Source organism: Acinetobacter sp. Ac8 (genome assembly GCF_055392545.1).
In genome coordinates this window covers 385847-407209 of record NZ_AP043689.1, presented here as the reverse complement: position 1 = coordinate 407209, position 21363 = coordinate 385847, and the positions used below count along the sequence as shown (strand labels likewise).

The window sequence follows — 21363 nt, the reverse complement described above, 5'->3', positions numbered from 1 at the left end:
GTAAACGCATATAGCTGTTTAACTGTACTTTTTTAACGATGCCTTTTAATTGCAGCTTTTTTCATTGTGCTTTTTCACTCGGCTCTTTAGCCATTCACCTGACGAATCACTTTCCCCTGCTTAAATGCCTCAACATTTGCAAACATTTGATTCACAATACGTTGACGTGCATCAACACTGCCCCACGCACTATGCGGTGTGATAATCAGGTTTGGAATATCTTGTGCAAGTAAAACATTACCTTGTGTCGGCGGTTCAACAGAAAGTACATCTGTTGCCGCACCTGCAATTTTGCCTTGTCTTAATGCATCGGCTAAAGCCTGTTCATTAACGATACCACCACGCGCACAATTGATTAAGAAAGCAGAATTTTTCATTTTATCAAATGCTTGGCTATCAATTAAATCACGTGTTTCCGCTGTTAGAGGACAATGCAAAGAAAGAAAATCGACTTGCGCAAGCAACTCGGCAAAGGGTGTTCGATCCTTATGCGTTGGTCGATTGGGTAATGATGCGACCAAAATTTTCATTCCAAAAGCTTCTGCCAACTTGGCAACCGCCTGACCAAGCTCCCCATAACCGATGATGCCAAGGGTTTTCCCAGATAATTCAACAATTGGAAAATCCAGTAAGCAGAAAATTGGCGACTTGTTCCATTCGCCTTGTTTAACTGCATACTCATATTTAAGTAAAGATGTTGCTAATGCCAACATTAACGTCAGTGTATGTTGGACAACTGCAGATGTGCCATAGCCCTGACAATTACACACCACAATACCTTTGGATCGCGCAAAATCTAAATCAATATTGTTGGTCCCCGTGGCCGAAATCAAAATCAATTTTAAATTTTTACATTGTTCCATCGCCTCAGCATTCACAATCACTTTATTGCTGATCACCACGTCTACATCTTGAATCCGCGCTAGAACTTGTTCTGCTGTGGTCGATGGATAAAGTATTAAGTCATCAAAAGCTGCGCTTAACTGACTAAAATCCAAATCCTGTTTATCTAAAGATTCATAATCTAAAAATACAGCTTTCATTGCTTTTCCTTAATGATAGAGAGCTAGTTTTACACTTACGAAGCAGACGCTTCTGGAAAACCAAAAGAATTATTCTTTAAAGCCAATAAGTATGCATTGGTCATACGGTAGGCCTCTTGAATAATGGCTTCAGAAATATAGCTTTCGTTGTAATAACCATGCTTCATACAAGTAAAAACCAATTCCATTAAAATCGTCAATGTATCTGGCTCCTGTGGTACATATTCATCGACGTTAATCATTTCAAGTGCTTTTCGGACGCCATGGCTGACCTTTTTTAATTCTATTTGGTATTCCAAATAAGCTTGCCGGGTAAAAGGTCCACTTAAAATCAACAAGCTTGCTGTTTCAGATTCATTAAAATATTTGGCAGTGGTACGAATCATACTTTCAGAGAGTAGCTGTCCGTATACTTCTATGGCTGCATTTGGATTTTCCGTCAACACTCGAACAGCAGCCTGTCCGAGTTGTTTGACTAAATCATTTAAATGCGTCAGTGCAATATGACGAAAAATATCGTATTTCGTCGGAAAGAATTGATAAATACTGGTCCGCGGAACGCCAGATGCATTGGCAATTTCAGGAATCGAAATCTTTTCAATTCCAATGGATAACAGTAACTCTTGCGTGGTTGCCAGCATCTTATCCATTCTTTTTTGGGAACGTTCTTGTTTTGGTTGGCTCACCTTTTTCGTCATTTTTTTTAAAACTGACGTTGACGTTATTTTAATCATCAGATAATCTCTCATAAAAACCAACAAATGTTGGTTTTAAAAAACTTCCTTGTCGTACTACAAAAATATAGAGGAAACCGAAGATGAATTTACCCCTTTCCGATGTACAAATGTCCATACAAAGCAAAACTAAACTTTTTGCTGATCCAGAAGATGAACAACGTAGCCACCGAATTCGTAAAACAATTTTGGAAGCTGGAAATCAATTACGTGAACGTCATCCTTGGCTGGTTCAGCACCAAGACCAAATTGGCCTAGCCATCCTTGTAACAGCTGTAACAGGGATTATTTTCAATATAACACAATACACTCGAGGGAAAATGCCTTGGTATGTGGCAATTCCGCTTTCTGCATTTTGGATGTCGCTCTTACATGAACTAGAGCATGATCTTATTCACCAAATGTATTACCGTAAAAACAAAAAAATCAATGATGCCATGTTGGCAGCCGTTTATACCTTTCGTCCAAGTACCGTGAACCCGTGGATACGTCGCGAGGTACATTTACATCATCACAAATCATCGGGTACTAAAACAGATTTAGAAGAACGCGGTATTAACAATGGTGATCAATGGGGCTTAAAACGCTTGCTGATGACTGGTGACAATATGCTGGCGATCTATTTACGCCCCATCACCATGATGAAAACCACCAAGCGTTTTATTCATGCGCAAAAGCATTTATCCCAAGCCGATAAACTCAAATTAAAAGCAAAACTTTCTGCGAGTTATGCACCCTTTGGACATATTCATTATGCCCTATGGCATGGTTTCTTATTGATCAATGCTGCCAAATTAGCAATGAAAGCCACAGGCATAGCGCAACCTAAAAATAGCTTATGGAGACTTGCAGACAAAACTACAAAGTTTTATGCCGTTAGCATTGCAGCACCAAACTTCTTACGCACCTTAAGTCTACATTTTACCAGTTCCAATATGCATTATTATGGCGATGTTGAAGATGGCAATATCGTTCAGCAGTGTCAGGTTTGGACAGATTGGCGGATGAAACCTTTACAGGCCTTTTGTTTTAATTTTGCTGGCACACATGCCATTCACCATTTTGTTGTACGTGATCCATTTTATATTCGTCAAACCATTGCTCAAGACTGCTATCCAGTGATGCAAGCAAATGGGGTCCGTTTTAATGACTTTGGGACGTTCAAACGAGCGAATCGTAGGTTCTAAACTTGATAGCTGGTATCTTCGTCTTATGAGTTGATAGGGACTTCTGGTATGGATCTTTTATATTTTAAAACACCTGATTACGCCTTATAGTGAGTTAAACAATCAACAAAAAGACCTTACAATGAATTGGACAGCTTATCCGTCGCTTATGCTCGCTCTGCTTGGTTTTAGCTTATATTCACCAGTCTATGCAAAAGCATATGTTTTACAATCAATAAATAACTTAGACGAAGCTGAGTTTAGAAGTTCTGAGGGAAATGAATTTAAACTGATTAAATTAAATCGGGGTTGTCGTATTCAAGCTCGATATTATTTGGAAATGGAAAATCGTGTGTTTAATTATACCTTCCTTCATCAACCACCCATGAAGCAGAAACTACTCCACGCCACGCAAAAAACCTTCCGTTATCATTATAAAGACGGTGAAGAAGGTTCTCTGGCAGCAGTGACTGATGTTTATCAACATTCCAGCGAAGTCTATAAAGTCAGTGATTTAGACGTTCAAAATGAATTTAAAAAATATACCGCTTTATTTCCAATCGCCTATTTAAAGCAATGTAACTAAAGCCGTATCTATCATTTAAATGGCTCAAATGTGAAATCGTTAGACACCAAATGGTGTTTCAGCTCAACCGCTGACTTTAAGCAACCTTAAAGTGGCAAAACTCATTTAAGCTTTCATCATCAAAACTCACCAAACCTTGAATATCGCAACTCATATAAAAGTTTTTATAGGTCAATACATAAAAGTCAGTGGTTTTTTTAATTACAATTGGATTCATATCCAAAGATAACGCTTCATCTTGCTTAAATAATTTGGTCACACGGCGATCATTCATACAAATCAAATAGGTCTGCTTTTTGATCTCGACTTGTGCCAAACCATTGTTTTCAACATGCAATGGAATAATGTATTTTCCATTCACATCAATCACTTGTTGATCATAGCTTTCTAGCTTTTGCGTGATCACGTTAAATACTAAAATATTGCCAAAACTGTCTTGTAGCTGCGTTTTATCTTCAAAAGCAAAATTGACTTGAATACCCAGTTTCTGCAAATCTTGCTCATCTACTCGTTTATTGGTTAATAAAATACGCGTAATGGTCTGCTTTAAACTGGCATCAAAGAAAGTACTATCCAGTTGGATATCTGTACCTTTTAGAATTTTACCCAAAGCCTCGTTATGTGTCCCCAATAAGTGAGCAATCACACTTCGATAATAAAATTTGCTGTTTTTCTTTACTTCACGAATCTGCTTATAAAAATAAGTTTGATCGTATTCACGTTCAATAAAATCATGTAGTAACGCAGAGTTGGCTAAAACTGCAATCGCATCATGACCAGTATACGGTAAATGTAACGTATGCAACTGAGGGATCAATGGCTTAATTTTTAAATAATGTTCTTTATCATTTTCAAAATAAGGGTCATAAACAATGATGTATTCACAGTCTGCAACGATATCTTGTGCCTGAATACGCATATCCGCATTTAATTCAGCATCATAGAAATCTGTATAACGCTTGTCCTCAACTTCTAAAGGATCGATTGAATATTGTGGAACCATGGCGACCACTCGATTCATTTTTAAAGCTTTGGCATATTTGATTGCCGCATAGCCACCCATCGAACCGCCATAACCCACGATATTTTTAAATTGCTTTAAAATGGGATCTAGATGCTCTAACAATACAGCCATGCTTGAGGCAGGAAACCAAGACTTCTGTTTTGGCATAATCCCGACCACGGCATAGTTATATTTCATCAAAGACTTTTCAGCATTGATGGAAAGTCCTTTAGCTCTAGAAATCAAGTCACCAAATGACAGGACTAAAGTGTCAGAATCGCCTTGTAAATAGATTGCTCTAATATGATCATCTTCAAAAATTATTTGCTTATCCATTCGCACACCGAGCACTAGCTCTATCATTGGCTGAAATTAAATAAATAGGCACTTGCCTATTGATTGCTTCAAGTGTCATATTTTATAGAGTCTAGTCAGATAAAAAAGCGCAAAATATGACACATTCCCTACATCCTGCTGCTCAAAAAGGCTTCAGTACTGCTGCTGAACTTTATCAACAAGTCAGACCCAATTATCCACAAGACGTGGTCAAATGGTTAAAAGAAGATTTAGCCCTAGGCCCAGATTCAAGCGTTGTTGACTTAGGTGCAGGTACTGGAAAATTTCTCCCTTTCCTCAAACAAGCAACGCCCAATATTATTGCTGTCGAGCCCGTCACAGAAATGTTGGAACAATTGAAAATAGTACATCCTGATGTACAAACGCTTCAAGCAAAGAGTGATCAAATTCCGTTAGAATCTGAAAGTATTGATGCTGTTTTGTGCGCGCAGTCATTTCACTGGTTTGCCAATATTGAAACCTTGAATGAAATTCACCACATTTTAAAACCTGAGGGCCATCTTGGTTTGGTCTGGAACCAGCGCGATGAGACGATAGATTGGGTTAAAGCATTGGCAGATCTGCTCGCGACGATCGAAGGAGACACACCACGTTACCATAGTGGGCAATGGAAATTAGCGTTTGAAAATCAATTTTTATTCCAGCTTGAAACAGCCAAAGTCTTTTCACAAGTACAAACTGGAACCGTGGAAAACGTGGTCAGTAAGCGCTTATTATCCACCAGTTTTATTGCAGCAATGCCTGAAGAAGAGCAATTCAAACTAAAACACAAATTCGAACATATTGTCTTGGAATATACGGGTAAACATGCACAAGATGAAATAGACTTCCCTTATGTCACCTATGTTTATAACTTTAGGAAACTGCGCTAATCGAAACGCTTTAATGAGGAATGTTTATCATGAATTTAATACTTCGCCCTTTACTCCTTTCAGGTTTACTTACATCCGTCGTTTTCATGGCAGCATGTTCTCCTAAAGATAGCCCACAGCAAAACAATTCATCTGAACCTAAAGATGCCTCTCAAGAGATCATGGATCAATTGAAAACCAAACCGATTAAAAGCTTTCCAAGTACACCCGATGATGCTCACGATATTGCATTACTTGAAGAATATGATCAGAAATTTACAGAAAATAATAATGCTTTAGAAGCTGACCTAAAAAAACGTGCAACAGATGGCACTCTTACCGAAGAAATAGATCGTCAGCTCAAACGTGATGGCATTGAATCTGCGCTGAATATGCTTAAACAACTGGATCTAAAAACCGAACAAGGACGCTATATTCAAGGGTTACGCTATCAATATTGGGAAAATCAAGCCAAAGTCTATGATGAGAAAAAACAATCTGCAGATGGTGAACTGAAAAATCCAAGTGATGCAGTCAAAGGTATGGGAGAAATGTTAAGCGCTGATGAGCAACTTGATCACTGGAAACAATTGACTGATAAAAAATAAAAAAACTAATGCTTTAATCTTCTCTTGTGCCAGATCAAATGGCACAAGAGAAGAATCGCTAATCATGTTTAAACCAGTACAATTAAAGTGAAATCCTAAGAAACCCGAATACGACAACGCCATTGTTGATCAGGTTGTTTTGAAGATTCCCATGAACGAACGTGCACCAATTCAATATAATCTTGTCCTGGTTTTTCAGCTTTAAAACGGAAAGTCTTGGTGCCACCGACACCCACTGCTCCCTCTTCATTATCATTTTGCAAATAGGTTTCTTCTGTTTTAAATATTTTAAGTGGTTGTAATAACTGCCATTGGTAACCTGTGCTTGGATTTTCAGGCGCATTGAATACAAGCACTTCACCCACTTTCATATCCATCAAAGTTGGGCACTTTTGTTTCAATGTATACTCATGTGTTTTACCTTCCACTGTAGGACTTGAACTTTGACAAGCGACTAAGCCCAAACTGCAAACCAACAAAGTAAAACCCACTAAACCTTTCATTTATCACACTCTTTATGATTCAAACTGGCTAAAATTATAGCAAACCTTATCATCTTCTCTGATGTGGCTCAATTTGAATTTAGATATTTTGCTTTTCCAACCACTGAATAGAATTCACCCGAATCAGTTTACACGCCCCATCACCGACACCATTCCAATCCAAAGCAGATTTCCACACCAAATCTTTATCATTCACTTGAACCAAATCACCAGTTAAACGAACTAAATCACCACGCTTTACCTGTTTGATTTGTTGAGCAATTTCAGGGTTAGCGGGAATAATATGCATATTACTGACCAATTGAGTTGCCAATTGAGCAGGAATTGGTGGTCGAGCCATTTTCCAATTTAAGAAACGATCATATTGATTGATCGAAATCTGACGGGCAATTTCAGGCTCAGTAAATAAACCGCGAGTTACCGCATAATCAATTGGAGAAAATTTTGCTTGCTCATCATCCTTATATTCTTTTGAACCGAGGATCCGAAATTCACCATGAAAAGGTTCCAAAACAGAAATTTTCTGATGTTGGTCGATTGGTGCTAAACCATTGGCAATATTAAATGCTGGGTTGGCTTTTGAAACTTTAGAAGAATCAGTAGATTGAAAGGCATAGACCTGAAAAGCACTCAGTGCCATCAACGCTGCACAGATTAACTTTTTACTCATATCATGCTCCTCAAACCACACTTAAAAACTGTACAAAATCTATAATCCTAGTATTAATATAAAAACTTAAAATAAAAATCGAGTTTCGGTAACAAAATACAGAGATTTCGTCCTATTTTTGTCTTATATTCAAAGCAGGCTTTGGTTAGAATTTAGCTTATATTCCTATAATTGCATACAATGATGATTTATAAATTTTACCAACAACGTATTTTCCCGCATTTGCTCAATCAAGTGATGCAAACACCCAGCATGATGGATGGACGTGCAGAATTACTTGGAAAAGTTCGAGGTGAAGTCTTAGAAATCGGTTTTGGTACAGGTTTAAACCTGCCATTTTACCAAGAGGTTGATCAAGTTTATGCGCTTGAGCCAAACCGAGATGTCTATCAACTTGCTCAAAAACGGGTATTTGATGCGCCCTTTCATGTGCAACACATTCAAGCCAGCGCAGAAAAGCTGCCTTTTGCAGATCATTCAGTCGAAAATATCGTCAGTACATGGACCATGTGTAGCATTGCCAATTTAGACAAAGCCATTCAAGAAATTTATCGTGTTTTAAAGCCTCAAGGGACACTGCATCTAATTGAACACGTTCAATATCATGACAATAATACCTTAAAAAAACTGCAAGATCTTTTAACGCCTATACAAAAAGTTATTGCCGATGGATGTCACTTAAACCGTAATATCGAACTTGAACTTTTAAACGCCAATTTTAAGTTTTCTGAAAAATATTATTTTGATGCTGAGGATCTGCCAAAAATTGGACGACGTATGTTTATGGCCAGAGCACACAAGCTCTAAGCTTTCGCCATTGAAGAGAATAGAGAAATTTTAACCTCACTCAATCTCGGTTAAAAACAAGATCGTTTCGACTTTCACCCACAATTTGAAAACAGTGTCCTTTTCACTTGATCTAAAGCAAAGTCGAAAAGGACCTTGCTTTTTGATTTAGGCTAAAAATCTACACACTCGATGCAACAACACTTCAACCTTCTAATCTTCAAAATCAATCCGAATCGTTTCAAAGCGGACTCGCCCATCTTGAATTGCTTGAGCAATCGCTTGTTGCCCTTTGGTCAAACGTGCCCCACCACTCTTAATATCAATCAGCACCACTTCAATATCTTCAGCCAAACCTTCACCATCTCGAAAATCGGTATAACCATCAAACACGACATAATCAATAGGATCCCCTAAGAACTTGGCATCACTGGGTAAATAACGAAACTCAGGCATGATTGGTGCCAGTTGTTCCGCCATCTTGCCTTTCAACACAGCACGACTGGTATTTACACTACGCTTTTGCGCGCTTGCTAAAGTCTGCTGATGCTCCAATTCCAACTCAGCAATATATTGCTCATACTCTGCTTTGATTTTGCCATTACGCGTACTTGATAACACGATTGTGGTTAAAACGATGCCAATACATGCACCAATTAACATCGCCATCCAGATGGACATGCTTTTTCCTCTAACTCGATATCTTGCACAATGTAAACAACTACTAAAGTTTTGTCATGTATAACCTATATGCTAAAAATTAATGCTAAAGTAAGGTGAAGGTTAGCTTACAGACTTAATTGATCAATCATGAAAACAATACTTGTTGCAAATTTAAAAGGCGGTTGTGGGAAAACGATTACAGCAATAACATTAGCGACGGCGCTTGCACAAAAAGGCTATAAAGTGGCCTTGGCTGATGCAGATGGACAAAAATCTGCACTGCAATGGTTAAAGCAACGTCCTGACACTGCAGCAACAATTCAAAGTCTGGATTGGCGTCATGAAAAATCAATTGGAGATGCACCTAAAAACTTAGATTATTTAGTGATTGATGCACCAGGTGCTTTAACTGGTGAACATGCTGAGCAATTGATTAGTGAATGCCATGCTGTAGTCACTCCGCTACAACCCTCATTTTTTGATATCGACAGTACCCGACGTTTCCTTAAACACATCCAAGACATTAAAAAAATCCGTAAAGGCAAAGTTTCTGTATATCTGGTTGCCAATCGAATGAAAGCCAACAGCTCAAGCTCGAAAGATATTCAGCAATTCTTTGATAAAATCGAACAAAAACCTATTGCATGGATATCCGAACGTACTGCCTATAGCCAATTGGCGATGCAAGGTTTAAACGTTTTTGATAAAACCCAAAAGAACTTTTTAACCATTCAAGAACAATGGCAACCCTTACTTGATGCTTTAATAGACGATCCAAGCGATTGGTTCTAAAACCAATTCAAGAAAGATCAGATAAAGTACGGTTAAAATTTGCCACACTTTATTTTTCAGTTAATATTGAGTCAATCACTCACAATTTTTAGAGTAATTCGTGCAAGATTTCACTTCGAACTTACAACGTATCTTATTGTTTGGATTATTGTTTATCCTTATTTTTTTAGGTTACGATATTCTCAAATACTTCATTGTACCTGTGTTATGGGCATGTATTATTGCCTATATGACTTGGCCAATGTACAAACGCATATTAAGAATGTTTGGTTCGAATCGACCAACCCTCAGTGCATCACTGATGATTACGCTGGTGGTTTTGGTGGTTGGAATTCCACTGACTTTTGCCATTTTTATTTTACAACATGAAGGACGAAATCTTTATTTCGACCTACAACGCCAATTATCTTCAGGTCATTTGACTGTTCCAGACTTTATCCGTGAACTTCCCATCATTGGCAAAGAAGTCAGCCGTACTGTACGTGAAATTAATGCTGATCCTACCAGCCTTTCGCAAACCATTGGTCTGTGGATTCAAGGCCATATGAACTATGGTAAATTCGTCTTGAACGAAATTACCAAAAATCTGGTTAAGCTAGGTTTTGCAATCATGTCTTTATTCTTCTTCTATCGAGATGGTCAAACCATTTTGGAACAAGTCAGTAAAGCCTTACAAATGTTAATTGGCCCACGTATTCACCATTATCTTGACACCATTTCTGAAACAACCCGTGCTGTGGTTTATGGTGTTGGTTTAACTGCGGTTGCTCAAGCATTTCTTGCTGGTGTAAGTTATTTTGTTGCGGGTGTTCCAAATCCAATGGTACTCACCATTGTGACTTTCTTGATGGCACTGATTCCATTTGGCCCTCCTGTTGCTTATGGTGCAGTTTCATTATGGCTGTTTTCACAAGGTCAAACCATGGAAGCAATCGGTGTAATGGCTTGGGGTGTTTGTATTGTCAGTACTGCTGATAATGTGATTCGACCTTTGGTTATTTCAGGTGCAACCAAGATTCCGTTCTTGTTGATCATGTTTGGTGTACTTGGTGGATTGGCAAGTTTTGGGCTGGTTGGACTGTTTATTGGTCCTGTCATTCTTGCAATTCTTTTGGCCATTTGGCGTGAGTGGTTACATGAAACCACTGAGCCAGAAATCCTAATGCCAGATGCCACGATGGCCTATGACATTGATGATGATCAGCCCACAAAACCTTAGCCCAATCCAGGCAAGTGACAATTAAAATTTCAATATGGGTAAATCGTATATTCGCCAATAAGCTTTAATTGGCGAATATACCTTGTATAGCGATCTTATATCGCAGATATTCTGCGTAATTATTTTGCTGATTATTTTGTTTATTTATTTTTAGTCAGCATAATCAATGCCAATCAAATTTACTGTTAAATAAATTCATACAATCAGACATTTAATTCACATTGTTTATCAGGCCGTGCTTTGTTTGAATAGTGACTAATCATAATCAAATACTTTGGATGCGTTCGATGACATCTACTTTCTTTAAAACTTCTATACTTTGTACATGTATCGCACTTTTTACAGCGGCATGTAGTACAACAACGGTCAAACCTAAGCTTAAAACACCACTACAAACAGTGGATATGCATGCGGTCTCTGCACAAGGCATTGGTGCAAAAATTGGTACAGTGAGCTTGCAAGATTCTCCAAATGGTTTAACCATCAACACCCAACTTAGCCAATTACCTTCTGGTTATCATGGTTTCCATATTCATGAAAAAGGCTCATGTGCCCCCGCTGAAAAAGACGGAAAAATGGGCGCGGCTTTAGCTGCGGGTGGTCATTTCAATCCACAAAAAACTGGTCATGGCACTCCGAATGATGGGCATATGGGCGATTTACCTGTACTTAATGTAGATTCAAATGGTAATGCCAAAACAACATTAATTGCACCACGTCTAAAACTGGCCGATATTCAAGGCTTAGCTATTATGATTCATGCGGGTGGCGATAATTATTCAGACCATCCAAAACCACTGGGTGGTGGTGGGGATCGTATTGCCTGTGGTGTGATTCAATAATTTAAATCATTCATTGTGGATAAGTATGCGCTTATCCACATCGTGTTTATTTTAGATGCGAAAGCGCATAACGGCGGCAATGTTCCAAATAACCTGCCTCATGTACACTCATCAATTCGACAATACTACGCCATAGCCAAAATGGTGCATCAATAGTTTTAGATTGATTACGTTTTAGCTCTTTTACCCAAGCATTGCGTACTACATCATCCATCTGTCGAGCATGTGCACGACCAACCACAAAAGCCAAATAGAAAGCTAAGTCTTTGGCTTCAACTTCATTGACCCCTTCTATTTCGAGTTTTAAATCTTGTGGCAATAACTCTCGAATAAAAACCGAAGTATCTAAAAACTTACTTGCTCGCATCCGCTCCCCTAAAAATGGCGATAAATGTCTTGCGCCTTCAACAATTCTTGCCGCATTGTCTTTTGGCATCGGTGTATTTGAATAACGTGGTGCAAGTGCTGTTGTGGCTTCTTTCAGATCCATTAAACACAGGCCTTTGCCATCTCTGACAATATGATTCGATGAATCCATCAGTACGATATAGCGCAATAAGCCTAAAGAACTGCACCCTTTAACCCAATATGCTGAATCGATGACTTTCAATTGAGCGGATTGATCACGCTGACCAATCATTGTGACCAAATCTTGAATATCAGGCTGATTAAAAACACGATGAATTTCGAGATGTTCTTTTTTTAATAAGGGCCAAAATTTCTTCCCCAAGGTTATTTCAGGCGTTAAACCTTCTAAACGCTCTCTTGCTAAATTTTTCCAGGTTCTTTTAAGTGCTTTTTGCATCGCACTATGCACAAGTACTGGTCGCTGTAATTTATCAATCCCTCGACCGTTGTGTGCTAAGGCATGCACATAACCTGCATACAACGCTTCAATCATCTGCGCGGTGACCACACCAGGTAAATCTGAACTACGCACAGCTGTGGCTAAGGATAACCCTAAACGGATAACATCATTGGCAGGATTACCAATCACAGTTTGATCTAGGTCGCGAATTTCAATATCAATTTTACCCTCAGCATTGGCAACAGGGCCCAAATTCCCAGTATGACAATCTCCACAAATCCAAATTGCAGGCCCCTGTGGGATCGAACTTATTTCAGCTTGCTTCAACCAATCATAATATTTGGCCGTATTGCCACGTACATAGGCATGGATCGAACCCGCCATTTTTAAATTACGACGTTCGGTTAATTCAGCATTGCGATAACGAGGTTGTTTTATTTCAGTGTTTTGCTGGTTTGACATTTTTACTATTTTTAAGTATTTGATCGCTTATTCTGAGTTTTTTTAAGCATTTAAGTAAGGGTTAAACTGTATACAAAATGTTGAATATTACCGTTTATTTTTTACATTTCTACATGCAATAAATCGTGTCGCCTTTTCAGAAACGAGTAAAATATTGAAACGCCCAAGCCACTGAATTGACACTGTGAATAGTTATCAGCAAATCTTTCAAAATATAAAATCAAATTCAACTTTGATTTATTGCCTACAGATTTTGATTGTTTTAACTGGAACAACGCTTGGACTGTATTTTCTAGGTTATGAACAGCTCATTGTACCGATTACGCTTGGTGCAATTGCAACAGCGCTCACAGATTTTGATGACCGACTGAGTATTCGTTTAAGAAATCTTGGCTTGGTCTGTGTGCTGTTTTTTACTGTCAGTAGTATTTTAGATTTTTTACATCCCTATAAACTTTTATTTTTAATTTACTTATCTCTGTCCAGCGCAGCTTTTATCTTAATGGGGGCATTGGGGCAACGCTACGCCACCATTTCATTTGGTACCGTGCTCTTGTCAATCTATACCATGTTTGGCTTAGGTGAATATACTGAGTGGTATCAACAGCCCAGTTATTTTGTCATGGGCACATTATGGTATGGCGTGACCTCTATCATTTTCTATCTACTGAAACCGACACAGGCTGTACAAGACAACTTATCCAATAGCTTTAATCTTCTTTCTGAGCTGTTGATGTCAAAAGCAAAACTGTTTGATCCTGATAATGTCGACAATGTTGAGCAACTTTTATATGATCTTTCTTTGCAAAACAGTCAGTTGGTACAAAACTTAAACCAAACCAAAGCCTCATTACTGACCCGATTAAAAGCCTCTCGTGCCAATAAAAACACCATTTACTGGCTTAATTTATATTTTCTGGCCCAAGATATTCATGAACAAGTTACGTCTAATTATTTGCACTATGAAAAGATTCATCAAAACTTTAGTCGCACAGATTTAATTTATCGTATTCAGAAGAATGTTCGTTTGCAGGCGCGTAATTGCCAGCAACTTGCCGAGGCAATTTTAAAGCGCCAAATCTTTCAAACGCATACAGACAATAATATTGCTTTATCCCATTTAGAAAACTCAATGCAGGAATGGATTCAACACAATCCACATAATTTAGAAGTAAAAAATTTACTGTTGGTATTAAACAATCTGAAAAATGTGCAAGATCAATTTGTTAACCTGAGTATTGAACAACGTAATTATCAACAAAGTTATAGCCAACATCGAGATAATCTCAATTTATTGGATGATGATATCCATGATCTACCAGACCTTTGGCTCAAGATTAAACAACATTTAACCCCAAACTCTGCATTATTTCGCCATGCCGTGCGTATTGCGTTTGTGTTTGCTGTGGGCTATACCATTTCACTATTGCCCTTTGCCAAAAACGGCTATTGGATTTTACTTACCAGTTTATTTGTATGCCAAATCAGTTATTTTGCCACCAAAAGCCGTTTAAAACTGCGCACGCTAGGCACTGTATTAGGGGTACTTTTGGGTATTCCGATTTTATACTTTGTCCCCAGTATTGAAGGCCAATTGCTCCTCACCATTATTTTTGGGGTGTACTTTTTCTACCTACGCTCAAAAAAATATGCCATGGCGACTTTAATGGCAACGCTTATGGTCTTGTTGATCTTTAATTTAAAAGGCGCAGGCTATGCCATTATTTTACCACGCATTATCGACACCCTCTTGGGATGTTTAATCGCATGGTTTGCGGTCAGTTTTATTTGGCCAGACTGGAACTTCCGTGATATTTCCAACAATATCCGGAAAAGCAGTAAGGCAACCTTAGACTATTTCGATGCGGTTGTTGAACAATATCAACAAGGCCGCACCAACAGTATTGATTATCGTAAAGCACGCCGAGCAGCACATAATGCACAGATTGAATTATCCACGATGATTTCCAGTTTAAGTGCTGAACCCAATCCAAATCCGGATTTAATTCACAATGCCTTTCGATACTTGGTCTATAGCCATAGCCAGCTCAGTTATGTTTCAGCTTTAGGTAGCCATCGTGAACATGTACATGATCAGCAGATTTTAGATTTGATGTTATGGTGCAAACATACTTTAACTGATGTTTTGCTTAACCAAATCGCTGTAAATGAAGCCTTAATTGAAACAAAGCTCACTGAAATTCAGCACATCAGTGATCAAGAAAATTTGTCAGATAATTTACTTTTGGTGCTTAAACAAATCAGTTTATTATTGGAAACCTTACCTGAGTTATTAAAACTAAAAACAACCTTACTTCGATTAGAAATTAAATAGCAAGAATGACCAGACATTTAGAGGCTTCACATGAAACTTAGACATTGCCTAACGTTTTTATTCTCTGCATTGACCATTAGTGCTGCGCCCAGTGCTTTTGCAGACTCTCAATTTAATCAAGACTTACAGCAATTTTTAGAGTGTAAAAAGACACTGAAAAATTATTATGACTTAGGTTTTGAATTTGAGGATGATCTGAAAAAGAATGGCTGGATCAAACAAGGTGAAGAATATAGCTATGTCAGTAAAGTCCCGATTACAGTATTCGGTCAAACTACAGATCAAATCAGTTTGGTTTCTGGTGGAATGTTGGCTGTTTTAAAACATGCAAATACCAAAGACCTCGCTAAAAAGTTTCAAATCACGCAAAACCCGTTCTTTAAAGATATGCCGTATTTTTCAGGAGAGAAAGTTGTAAAAACAGATCTTGAGACCAAAGAAACCGAAAAATCTTTGCGTAAACTGACTTTGGCTGAATCGAATCCCGTTGTAGATCAAGGTGAACATAAAACCTATATTGGGTGTGTTTATATCACTGCATTTGAACAGCAACAGCAGGATGCAGCAATCAAAGCATTACAATAATCGATCTTAAATATTGGGCTATATCTGGTCTGGAGACTAAAAGCTTATTCTCCAGAACAATCTTCCATCTATTTAAATGAATCGATTTTATTTACTATTTTTTTCAAATCGTTTAGATAATTCGGTTAGACTCAAGCTTCATTCTCATTTGACTAAGTGACCATGAATATCAAATCTTTACGTATTGTTGGTTTTCTTGAAGGCATTTCCTTTCTCCTTCTTCTCTTTATTGCGATGCCTTTGAAATATATTTGGGATATGCCTATTTATGTGAAATATATTGGCATGGGACATGGCGTGTTATTTCTTGCTTTTCTTGCAGTGTTATTGATTGTCTGTGGAAAACAGAAGTGGTCAATTCACATGTTTATTTTAGGTTTAATTGCTTCAATTTTACCTTTTGGGCCTTTTGTTTTTGATCATAAATTAAAAGCATTGCAACAGCCTTAACTTGTTTTATTTAAGAAGCAAAGCTCCCTCCCCTTTTACAAGGAGAGGGAAACTCAAGTGAGCTTAAAACTCACCATTTACTTGACGTTGCTGCATAATTGTTTTTAATAATCCACGTGGAATAGTGAACCACAAAGCAATTAATGCAAAACATGACAACGCATAAGCCCAGAGATGGAAATGCTCATACAGAATTCGAATCAGTTCAATCACAAAGAAGAAAGTGAACATCATCAACACTGAAACAGCAGCAGCGACAGTGCCTTTAGAAACTTCAGATGACATTAAGGCAAAACGATAAAGCACTGAAAAACTAATTCCTTCACCAAAGCTGACTAAGGTCATGCCTAAAATAACGCAATGAAGAAAATATTCGCGCCAAATGATCCCGACCACCACAATTGCGGTACCTAAAAGCATCAAAGGTAAACCAATCAAAACTGTTTTACCCAGTGGCAAACGATCAATCACTTTAATCAGCACAATATTACCTAGAATCAATCCACCCAATACAGGGAATTGTGCCAGACCATATTGCATACTGCTGAGCCCCAGTTCTTCAACCAACATCACAGGGGATAATGCGATCCATAGCATCAAAGGCATCGCCACCATCGGCAAGCCGAGGGTCATGCCCATGAACGTCTTATTTTTCAAGACTTGCATATAATCATCCCAAATATAACTCAACGGTTTTTTGGGAATACTGCTTGTACGTGCTGGCATCTTGGCTTTTAGACCAAACCAACTCAGAAAAGCTAAAAAGGCAATCGCAATAAATCCCCAGTGCCATGACACATGATCGATGAGGAATGCGCCGACAACAGGGCCAATCAAAGGGGCAAGCAAAGAAATATTTGCCATCAATGCCATGACTTTAATTGCATCACGCTCTTCAAAGGTTTCTTGAATCGCGGCATAACCCACTGCTGCGATCACAGATAAACCAAAACCTTGTAAGAATCTTAAAACAAGAAAACTTTCAATATTGTGGGTGAGTAAAATTAATAAACAGGTGATGACAAAGAATGCAACACCTGACAATAAAACTTTCTTACGTCCTAATCGGTCAGACAAAGGTCCGAGTATCCCTGCGACGCATGCCCCGCCGAGAAGATAAAATGACATAGATGATGGTGCCCATGCACTACTCACACCAAATTCTTTGGTGATTGCGAGCATCGCGGGCTGAACCAAATCATTACCGATATAAACTGAAAATTCAAATAACACCAACGCCAATGGAAACATAAGCGTAGCGCGACTCAAACTTGCAGTTTGTTCTTTTTGCACTAAATTTTGCATTATTTTCTACATATCTTTATTGGCTTGCATCGCTCACACTACTTTTTAAAGATAAACGTTCGCCCAATGACAAGCACTGAAATATAAATATTAAATTGTGGAATTTACGTTGAATAAAGGCAGTTCAACACCGTATTCACAAGGTGTCTAATTCAATAGGTAAAGTAATTGCTGAAACTATATTTGTGAGATTTATAACTTAACCCAATCTATGAGAAAGCTCACAGAGGTACACACAGGGTTAAGTTTTACTAGTCTAACACAGACAAATTTCCAGTGAAAGTTGAACATTTATTATTCTTAAGCTACTCTAAATGCTGTATAAGCGGATATAAATAATTTAAATGAAAAATAAAAACCCAATATCGCTGATCATTATTGGCGTGATTTTATTGTTGGTAGGTGGAGGACTTTATTTTATCAGTTCTGCACCTAAAATTAGTGCTGAAGATCAGGCGCGATGTGAACAATTGGTTCAAAATAAATATGCTGAAAACTCAAGCACTATCATAGGAAGCTGTAAAACAGATACAGGCTTTGTGGCATTGATGGATAGTCAAGCCAATGCGACCGCCTCGGCAGAAGATACGGCGAAAGCAATTAGCTCAGCCAACCATAAAGAATTGGGCTTGGGTATATTTGGCAAGTTCTTAATGGGACTATGTGTGGGTATCGGGATTGCATTGCTGATCAAAGGCTTGATTGCACTCAAGAACAAACCACCATCGATAAATTAATTATCAAAGCGAATTGTAATTCTCACAGTTTGCTTTATTCATCATCGCGCACTGTTGATTTGATAAATGTGCCACGTTTAATATCATCATATGCTTCAAGAATTTCAGTATAGTTGTTCATGACGAATGGCCCATGCCCATTGATTGGCTCTTGAAGCGGTTTGCCTGTAAGCAGCAACAATTTACACTGTTGCAATGCCGTTATTTCAAAGTCTTGTTCCAAACTCGACATCACAGCAAGCCCTTGCTCTTCAAATATTTCATCTTCAGCTTGAAACTGAGCCTTACCCGTTCGTAAATAGACCAGTGTGGTTTCTCCTGCGCCTGCGGGCAATCTGACCTTATGCCCTGCTTGGATTTCAATATCCAAAACTTGAAGTGGCGAATGCGTTTTTGCTGGCCCTTGATTGCCTTGATAGTTCCCAGCAATCACCCGTACCGTTCCAGCACTATTCGGGAGTTCAATCACTGGAATATTGGCTTTTCGCAAGCTTTGGTAACGTGGTGGATTCATTTTATCTTTGGCAGGTAAATTCACCCACAGTTGTACCATTTCAAAATAGCCACCCGTTTTTGAAAATGCCTCACTAAAGACCTCTTTGTGTTCCACACCTGAAGCTGCGGTCATCCATTGCACATCACCCACTGAAACAATACCACCACCACCCGATGAGTCACGATGTTCTAATTCACCAGCAAAAATCAGGGTAACCGTTTCAAAACCACGATGAGGATGCTCACTCACCCCTTTGCGTAAATTGGTCGGTTTTAAAACACCAGGTCCTAAATGATCCAGTAATAGAAAGGGAGAAACGGTATTGCCTAATTCATAGTGTGAAAATACGGAAAGTACAGGATAAAAATCCCCTATCGCAAAACGGGTGTCATTACGATGAATAAAGGCAAGGGTTTTCATAGTGTCACTATTCTCTGATTGAGTAAAAGCATTAGCCATAAAAATGTTGTTTTAAATTAAAGCTATATTCGGTGAGATATTGCTTTAATTTTTCAATATCATTGGTCGGTTCAATCGCTCTTAGATTTAAGGCCTCAATTTTATTTTCTAACAGTTGTAAGATTTGCGCTTGTTCCGCGACAGGTAATTGCACTTTTTCTTTCTGCTGCTTTTTGATTTCTAAATAATCTTCTGCCCAATGTCGTAAGGGATCATGAGCATCGATTTGATCAAACAATTGCGTAATCAGGAGTTCAGGCATAATTTGCTGTGTTGCTAGTTCTGCTGACATCAGACCACGAATAGAATAAAACACTTTTTTATAGGTAAAGTTATCTGCAGTTTGCATGACATGCATACCGCCTTTCGCCAGCGACAAGTAATGATAATACAGCGCTTTATAGTCTATTCGTTCAAGTAAGCCATCTCTAAATTTTTCCCATTCAGGAAATTGATTAAAATAGACAATATGTGCACGTACCCACTCTAAAACAGTCGGATTACTTTTTGCCAAAAGCCCAAACATTTTATTTAAGTCGAATGAAACAAAGTCAAAGTCGCCATCCATGATCTCGATTAAATCACGGTGTTGGCGATAATCGTAATATTGTGCCTTGGAGGGTAGATGAAAACCACGCACATCGTAATCGCTGTCTGGACTTGCCATACCCCATAAGCGACTACCGCTTTCGATATAAAACAGTGGATGTTCATCTCGATTTTGGAATAAGTTTTGAATTTCTTGTTGGATGTTCATTGTGTTCACATTTTGGGTAAATCTATAAGTTTTATATCATCAATTTCAGTGCTTTTTAAATTTTCTTTGAATCCAAGGTTTTCTTCCCTTTGTTTTTAATTCAAAACCTTTATCAATATTCGCTTTAATTCATCATGATACTTACCAGCATAATTTGCTTTATGTTGGATATATAGCCAAACCACCTAATTATTCATACAAGTGATTTACATCAAGCCATTGATCATAAATAAAGCTTATTTTTTGTATGAACTTTTAGAAACTGTTGGTTATCAATTCATTTTTTGTACTTTTAAACCCTAGATGGTTGTCCTACCGTGGGGCGACATGGATGTCGCCGTTGGGCGGGGGTACAGGACGTACCCCTCGCCTAACATGAGCAAAAACAAAGCACGGCTTTGTTTGCAGCGCAAGGTTTGGCATCGCCTACGCAAAGGCATTTAAACTTTGAATGTAAGGTGTGGCATTGCAAGCTTTTTATAATCAAACAATTGATTTCCACATGTAATTGATTTAATTAAAAATATCAATCAAGAGAAGTTATATTCTTGTGTATGAGTTTTTTGACAGATTGACTATCATTCAACTTCTTGTATCAGTCAAAAATGCGAAAGATCAAAACCATTACCTACAATTAAAATATTCATTTATTGTGATTTCCAAAATAAAAAAACGTACCAAGTCTGATACGTTTTTATCCAGCATTTCTATCTATTTTTCAAGCATAAATCAAAAAATTATCAAGGACATTTTGCCTTTTGGAATGTCTTGGTATTCTTACCACGGTAACACTGATATTCCTTTTGCATATCTATACGTTTCCACTGACCATCAATATTTTTAAAGCTATACACACTACGAATTGAGCGCACTGAATCATCCATCAAGCCTGTTTCAGTCAACTTCACTTCGGCAACAGTGGGCGATTCCACACTATTAAAATACTGACGCAACTCAACAGTCGCGAGATCCTTACGCAAATCAGGACGTTCATTTAAAACCTGACTTAATGGTGTCTCTGAACCACCCACTTTATTCATTAAATTTTGTGTTGTTGCACAGCCAGACAAAGTCACTAAACAAAATACTGAAATTAAACTCAAACGATTCATTCTGATCACCCTAAAACTAAAAGCATAGCCTAAT

General features: G+C 38.1%; 23 protein-coding genes. 12 read left to right on the top strand and 11 right to left on the bottom strand.

Going from position 1 to position 21363, the window contains the following annotated elements; all coding sequences use genetic code 11:
• Nucleotides 1-86 precede the first annotated feature (86 nt).
• Together ACZ5QH_RS01945 and ACZ5QH_RS01940 are read right to left on the bottom strand one after the other, a co-directional pair.
• Nucleotides 87-1043 carry a 2-hydroxyacid dehydrogenase gene (locus ACZ5QH_RS01945; protein ID WP_303577672.1) on the bottom strand — a complete coding sequence of 319 codons (957 nt, stop codon included), beginning with the start codon at nt 1041-1043 and terminating at the stop codon, nt 87-89.
• A gap of 35 nt (nt 1044-1078) precedes the next feature.
• The gene (locus tag ACZ5QH_RS01940; RefSeq protein ID WP_004818708.1) at nt 1079-1777 is read right to left on the bottom strand and encodes a TetR/AcrR family transcriptional regulator; all 699 of its coding nucleotides are present in this window, start codon (nt 1775-1777) and stop codon (nt 1079-1081) included.
• An 83-nt stretch (nt 1778-1860) separates the two neighbouring features.
• Between ACZ5QH_RS01940 and ACZ5QH_RS01935 the strand changes: the two genes are divergently transcribed.
• Together ACZ5QH_RS01935 and ACZ5QH_RS01930 are read left to right on the top strand one after the other, a co-directional pair.
• A complete protein-coding gene (locus ACZ5QH_RS01935; RefSeq protein ID WP_303577671.1) occupies nt 1861-2964 on the top strand; it encodes a fatty acid desaturase in 1104 nt (367 codons plus the stop codon).
• A gap of 121 nt (nt 2965-3085) precedes the next feature.
• The gene (locus tag ACZ5QH_RS01930) at nt 3086-3529 is read left to right on the top strand and encodes a hypothetical protein (protein ID WP_303577670.1); all 444 of its coding nucleotides are present in this window, start codon (nt 3086-3088) and stop codon (nt 3527-3529) included.
• Between the two features lie 76 nt (nt 3530-3605).
• Here the strand turns inward: ACZ5QH_RS01930 and ACZ5QH_RS01925 are convergent, their stop codons facing one another.
• Entirely contained in the window at nt 3606-4895 is a 1290-nt protein-coding gene (locus ACZ5QH_RS01925) for a hypothetical protein (protein WP_303577669.1), read from the bottom strand.
• 89 nt (nt 4896-4984) lie between these two features.
• On the opposite strand from ACZ5QH_RS01925, the gene ACZ5QH_RS01920 reads away from it, so the two are divergent.
• A complete protein-coding gene (locus tag ACZ5QH_RS01920; RefSeq protein WP_303577668.1) occupies nt 4985-5761 on the top strand; it encodes a class I SAM-dependent methyltransferase in 777 nt (258 codons plus the stop codon).
• A gap of 29 nt (nt 5762-5790) precedes the next feature.
• Entirely contained in the window at nt 5791-6348 is a 558-nt protein-coding gene (locus tag ACZ5QH_RS01915) for a hypothetical protein (RefSeq protein ID WP_004818703.1), read from the top strand.
• Nucleotides 6349-6443: 95 nt separating this feature from the next.
• On the opposite strand, the gene ACZ5QH_RS01910 is transcribed toward ACZ5QH_RS01915, so the two are convergent.
• Complete coding sequence (locus tag ACZ5QH_RS01910) at nt 6444-6851, bottom strand: protease inhibitor I42 family protein (RefSeq protein ID WP_004718213.1); 408 nt, start codon at nt 6849-6851, stop codon at nt 6444-6446.
• Nucleotides 6852-6930: 79 nt separating this feature from the next.
• Entirely contained in the window at nt 6931-7521 is a 591-nt protein-coding gene (locus tag ACZ5QH_RS01905; RefSeq protein WP_004818701.1) for a hypothetical protein, read from the bottom strand.
• 183 nt (nt 7522-7704) lie between these two features.
• Here ACZ5QH_RS01905 and ACZ5QH_RS01900 point away from each other — a divergent pair, with 183 nt between their 5' ends.
• A complete protein-coding gene (locus ACZ5QH_RS01900) occupies nt 7705-8328 on the top strand; it encodes a class I SAM-dependent methyltransferase (protein WP_004718217.1) in 624 nt (207 codons plus the stop codon).
• 192 nt (nt 8329-8520) lie between these two features.
• Here ACZ5QH_RS01900 and ACZ5QH_RS01895 read toward each other — a convergent pair whose 3' ends face one another.
• Entirely contained in the window at nt 8521-8988 is a 468-nt protein-coding gene (locus ACZ5QH_RS01895; RefSeq protein ID WP_034615380.1) for a Holliday junction resolvase-like protein, read from the bottom strand.
• Nucleotides 8989-9117: 129 nt separating this feature from the next.
• Between ACZ5QH_RS01895 and ACZ5QH_RS01890 the strand changes: the two genes are divergently transcribed.
• From ACZ5QH_RS01890 to sodC, 3 genes are all read left to right on the top strand, one after another.
• Nucleotides 9118-9762 (top strand): ParA family protein, encoded by a 645-nt coding sequence (locus ACZ5QH_RS01890; protein WP_303577667.1) that lies wholly within the window; start codon nt 9118-9120, stop codon nt 9760-9762.
• Between the two features lie 100 nt (nt 9763-9862).
• Nucleotides 9863-10981: an AI-2E family transporter gene (locus ACZ5QH_RS01885; RefSeq protein ID WP_004818697.1), complete on the top strand. Its 1119-nt coding sequence runs from the start codon at nt 9863-9865 to the stop codon at nt 10979-10981.
• 287 nt (nt 10982-11268) lie between these two features.
• Nucleotides 11269-11823, top strand: a complete 555-nt coding sequence (gene sodC, locus ACZ5QH_RS01880; protein WP_004718225.1) for a superoxide dismutase family protein — start codon at nt 11269-11271, stop codon at nt 11821-11823.
• Between the two features lie 46 nt (nt 11824-11869).
• Here the strand turns inward: sodC and ACZ5QH_RS01875 are convergent, their stop codons facing one another.
• On the bottom strand, nt 11870-13093 hold the full coding sequence (locus ACZ5QH_RS01875; protein WP_239046560.1) for a DUF2252 family protein: 1224 nt from the start codon (nt 13091-13093) through the stop codon (nt 11870-11872).
• A 184-nt stretch (nt 13094-13277) separates the two neighbouring features.
• On the opposite strand from ACZ5QH_RS01875, the gene yccS reads away from it, so the two are divergent.
• The 3 genes from yccS to ACZ5QH_RS01860 all read left to right on the top strand — a co-directional run bounded on the left by yccS (nt 13278) and on the right by ACZ5QH_RS01860 (nt 16463).
• Complete coding sequence (gene yccS / locus ACZ5QH_RS01870; protein WP_303577666.1) at nt 13278-15428, top strand: YccS family putative transporter; 2151 nt, start codon at nt 13278-13280, stop codon at nt 15426-15428.
• A 30-nt stretch (nt 15429-15458) separates the two neighbouring features.
• A complete protein-coding gene (locus tag ACZ5QH_RS01865) occupies nt 15459-16013 on the top strand; it encodes a hypothetical protein (protein ID WP_244014798.1) in 555 nt (184 codons plus the stop codon).
• 162 nt (nt 16014-16175) lie between these two features.
• Nucleotides 16176-16463 carry a DUF3817 domain-containing protein gene (locus ACZ5QH_RS01860; protein ID WP_034615366.1) on the top strand — a complete coding sequence of 96 codons (288 nt, stop codon included), beginning with the start codon at nt 16176-16178 and terminating at the stop codon, nt 16461-16463.
• 63 nt (nt 16464-16526) lie between these two features.
• On the opposite strand, the gene craA is transcribed toward ACZ5QH_RS01860, so the two are convergent.
• A complete protein-coding gene (craA, locus tag ACZ5QH_RS01855; RefSeq protein WP_303577665.1) occupies nt 16527-17768 on the bottom strand; it encodes a chloramphenicol efflux MFS transporter CraA in 1242 nt (413 codons plus the stop codon).
• 344 nt (nt 17769-18112) lie between these two features.
• Between craA and ACZ5QH_RS01850 the strand changes: the two genes are divergently transcribed.
• The gene (locus ACZ5QH_RS01850; protein ID WP_303577664.1) at nt 18113-18505 is read left to right on the top strand and encodes a hypothetical protein; all 393 of its coding nucleotides are present in this window, start codon (nt 18113-18115) and stop codon (nt 18503-18505) included.
• A 34-nt stretch (nt 18506-18539) separates the two neighbouring features.
• On the opposite strand, the gene ACZ5QH_RS01845 is transcribed toward ACZ5QH_RS01850, so the two are convergent.
• The 3 genes from ACZ5QH_RS01845 to ACZ5QH_RS01835 form a co-directional block, all read right to left on the bottom strand.
• Entirely contained in the window at nt 18540-19421 is an 882-nt protein-coding gene (locus tag ACZ5QH_RS01845) for a pirin family protein (RefSeq protein WP_303577686.1), read from the bottom strand.
• Between the two features lie 31 nt (nt 19422-19452).
• Complete coding sequence (locus ACZ5QH_RS01840; protein ID WP_303577663.1) at nt 19453-20217, bottom strand: nucleotidyltransferase domain-containing protein; 765 nt, start codon at nt 20215-20217, stop codon at nt 19453-19455.
• A gap of 740 nt (nt 20218-20957) precedes the next feature.
• Nucleotides 20958-21329 carry a hypothetical protein gene (locus tag ACZ5QH_RS01835; protein WP_004818679.1) on the bottom strand — a complete coding sequence of 124 codons (372 nt, stop codon included), beginning with the start codon at nt 21327-21329 and terminating at the stop codon, nt 20958-20960.
• Between the last annotated feature and the right edge of the window lie 34 nt (nt 21330-21363).

What these genes read in the sequence shown, in the direction of transcription:
- ACZ5QH_RS01945 (WP_303577672.1), bottom strand. Translation starts at nt 1,043, where the DNA reads ATGAAAGCTGTATTTTTAGATTATGAATCTTTAGATAAACAGGATTTG.
- ACZ5QH_RS01940 (WP_004818708.1), bottom strand. Translation starts at nt 1,777, where the DNA reads ATGATTAAAATAACGTCAACGTCAGTTTTAAAAAAAATGACGAAAAAG.
- ACZ5QH_RS01935 (WP_303577671.1), top strand. Translation starts at nt 1,861, where the DNA reads ATGAATTTACCCCTTTCCGATGTACAAATGTCCATACAAAGCAAAACT.
- ACZ5QH_RS01930 (WP_303577670.1), top strand. Translation starts at nt 3,086, where the DNA reads ATGAATTGGACAGCTTATCCGTCGCTTATGCTCGCTCTGCTTGGTTTT.
- ACZ5QH_RS01925 (WP_303577669.1), bottom strand. Translation starts at nt 4,895, where the DNA reads ATGATAGAGCTAGTGCTCGGTGTGCGAATGGATAAGCAAATAATTTTT.
- ACZ5QH_RS01920 (WP_303577668.1), top strand. Translation starts at nt 4,985, where the DNA reads ATGACACATTCCCTACATCCTGCTGCTCAAAAAGGCTTCAGTACTGCT.
- ACZ5QH_RS01915 (WP_004818703.1), top strand. Translation starts at nt 5,791, where the DNA reads ATGAATTTAATACTTCGCCCTTTACTCCTTTCAGGTTTACTTACATCC.
- ACZ5QH_RS01910 (WP_004718213.1), bottom strand. Translation starts at nt 6,851, where the DNA reads ATGAAAGGTTTAGTGGGTTTTACTTTGTTGGTTTGCAGTTTGGGCTTA.
- ACZ5QH_RS01905 (WP_004818701.1), bottom strand. Translation starts at nt 7,521, where the DNA reads ATGAGTAAAAAGTTAATCTGTGCAGCGTTGATGGCACTGAGTGCTTTT.
- ACZ5QH_RS01900 (WP_004718217.1), top strand. Translation starts at nt 7,705, where the DNA reads ATGATTTATAAATTTTACCAACAACGTATTTTCCCGCATTTGCTCAAT.
- ACZ5QH_RS01895 (WP_034615380.1), bottom strand. Translation starts at nt 8,988, where the DNA reads ATGTCCATCTGGATGGCGATGTTAATTGGTGCATGTATTGGCATCGTT.
- ACZ5QH_RS01890 (WP_303577667.1), top strand. Translation starts at nt 9,118, where the DNA reads ATGAAAACAATACTTGTTGCAAATTTAAAAGGCGGTTGTGGGAAAACG.
- sodC (WP_004718225.1), top strand. Translation starts at nt 11,269, where the DNA reads ATGACATCTACTTTCTTTAAAACTTCTATACTTTGTACATGTATCGCA.
- ACZ5QH_RS01875 (WP_239046560.1), bottom strand. Translation starts at nt 13,093, where the DNA reads ATGTCAAACCAGCAAAACACTGAAATAAAACAACCTCGTTATCGCAAT.
- ACZ5QH_RS01865 (WP_244014798.1), top strand. Translation starts at nt 15,459, where the DNA reads ATGAAACTTAGACATTGCCTAACGTTTTTATTCTCTGCATTGACCATT.
- ACZ5QH_RS01860 (WP_034615366.1), top strand. Translation starts at nt 16,176, where the DNA reads ATGAATATCAAATCTTTACGTATTGTTGGTTTTCTTGAAGGCATTTCC.
- craA (WP_303577665.1), bottom strand. Translation starts at nt 17,768, where the DNA reads ATGCAAAATTTAGTGCAAAAAGAACAAACTGCAAGTTTGAGTCGCGCT.
- ACZ5QH_RS01850 (WP_303577664.1), top strand. Translation starts at nt 18,113, where the DNA reads ATGAAAAATAAAAACCCAATATCGCTGATCATTATTGGCGTGATTTTA.
- ACZ5QH_RS01845 (WP_303577686.1), bottom strand. Translation starts at nt 19,421, where the DNA reads ATGAAAACCCTTGCCTTTATTCATCGTAATGACACCCGTTTTGCGATA.
- ACZ5QH_RS01840 (WP_303577663.1), bottom strand. Translation starts at nt 20,217, where the DNA reads ATGAACATCCAACAAGAAATTCAAAACTTATTCCAAAATCGAGATGAA.
- ACZ5QH_RS01835 (WP_004818679.1), bottom strand. Translation starts at nt 21,329, where the DNA reads ATGAATCGTTTGAGTTTAATTTCAGTATTTTGTTTAGTGACTTTGTCT.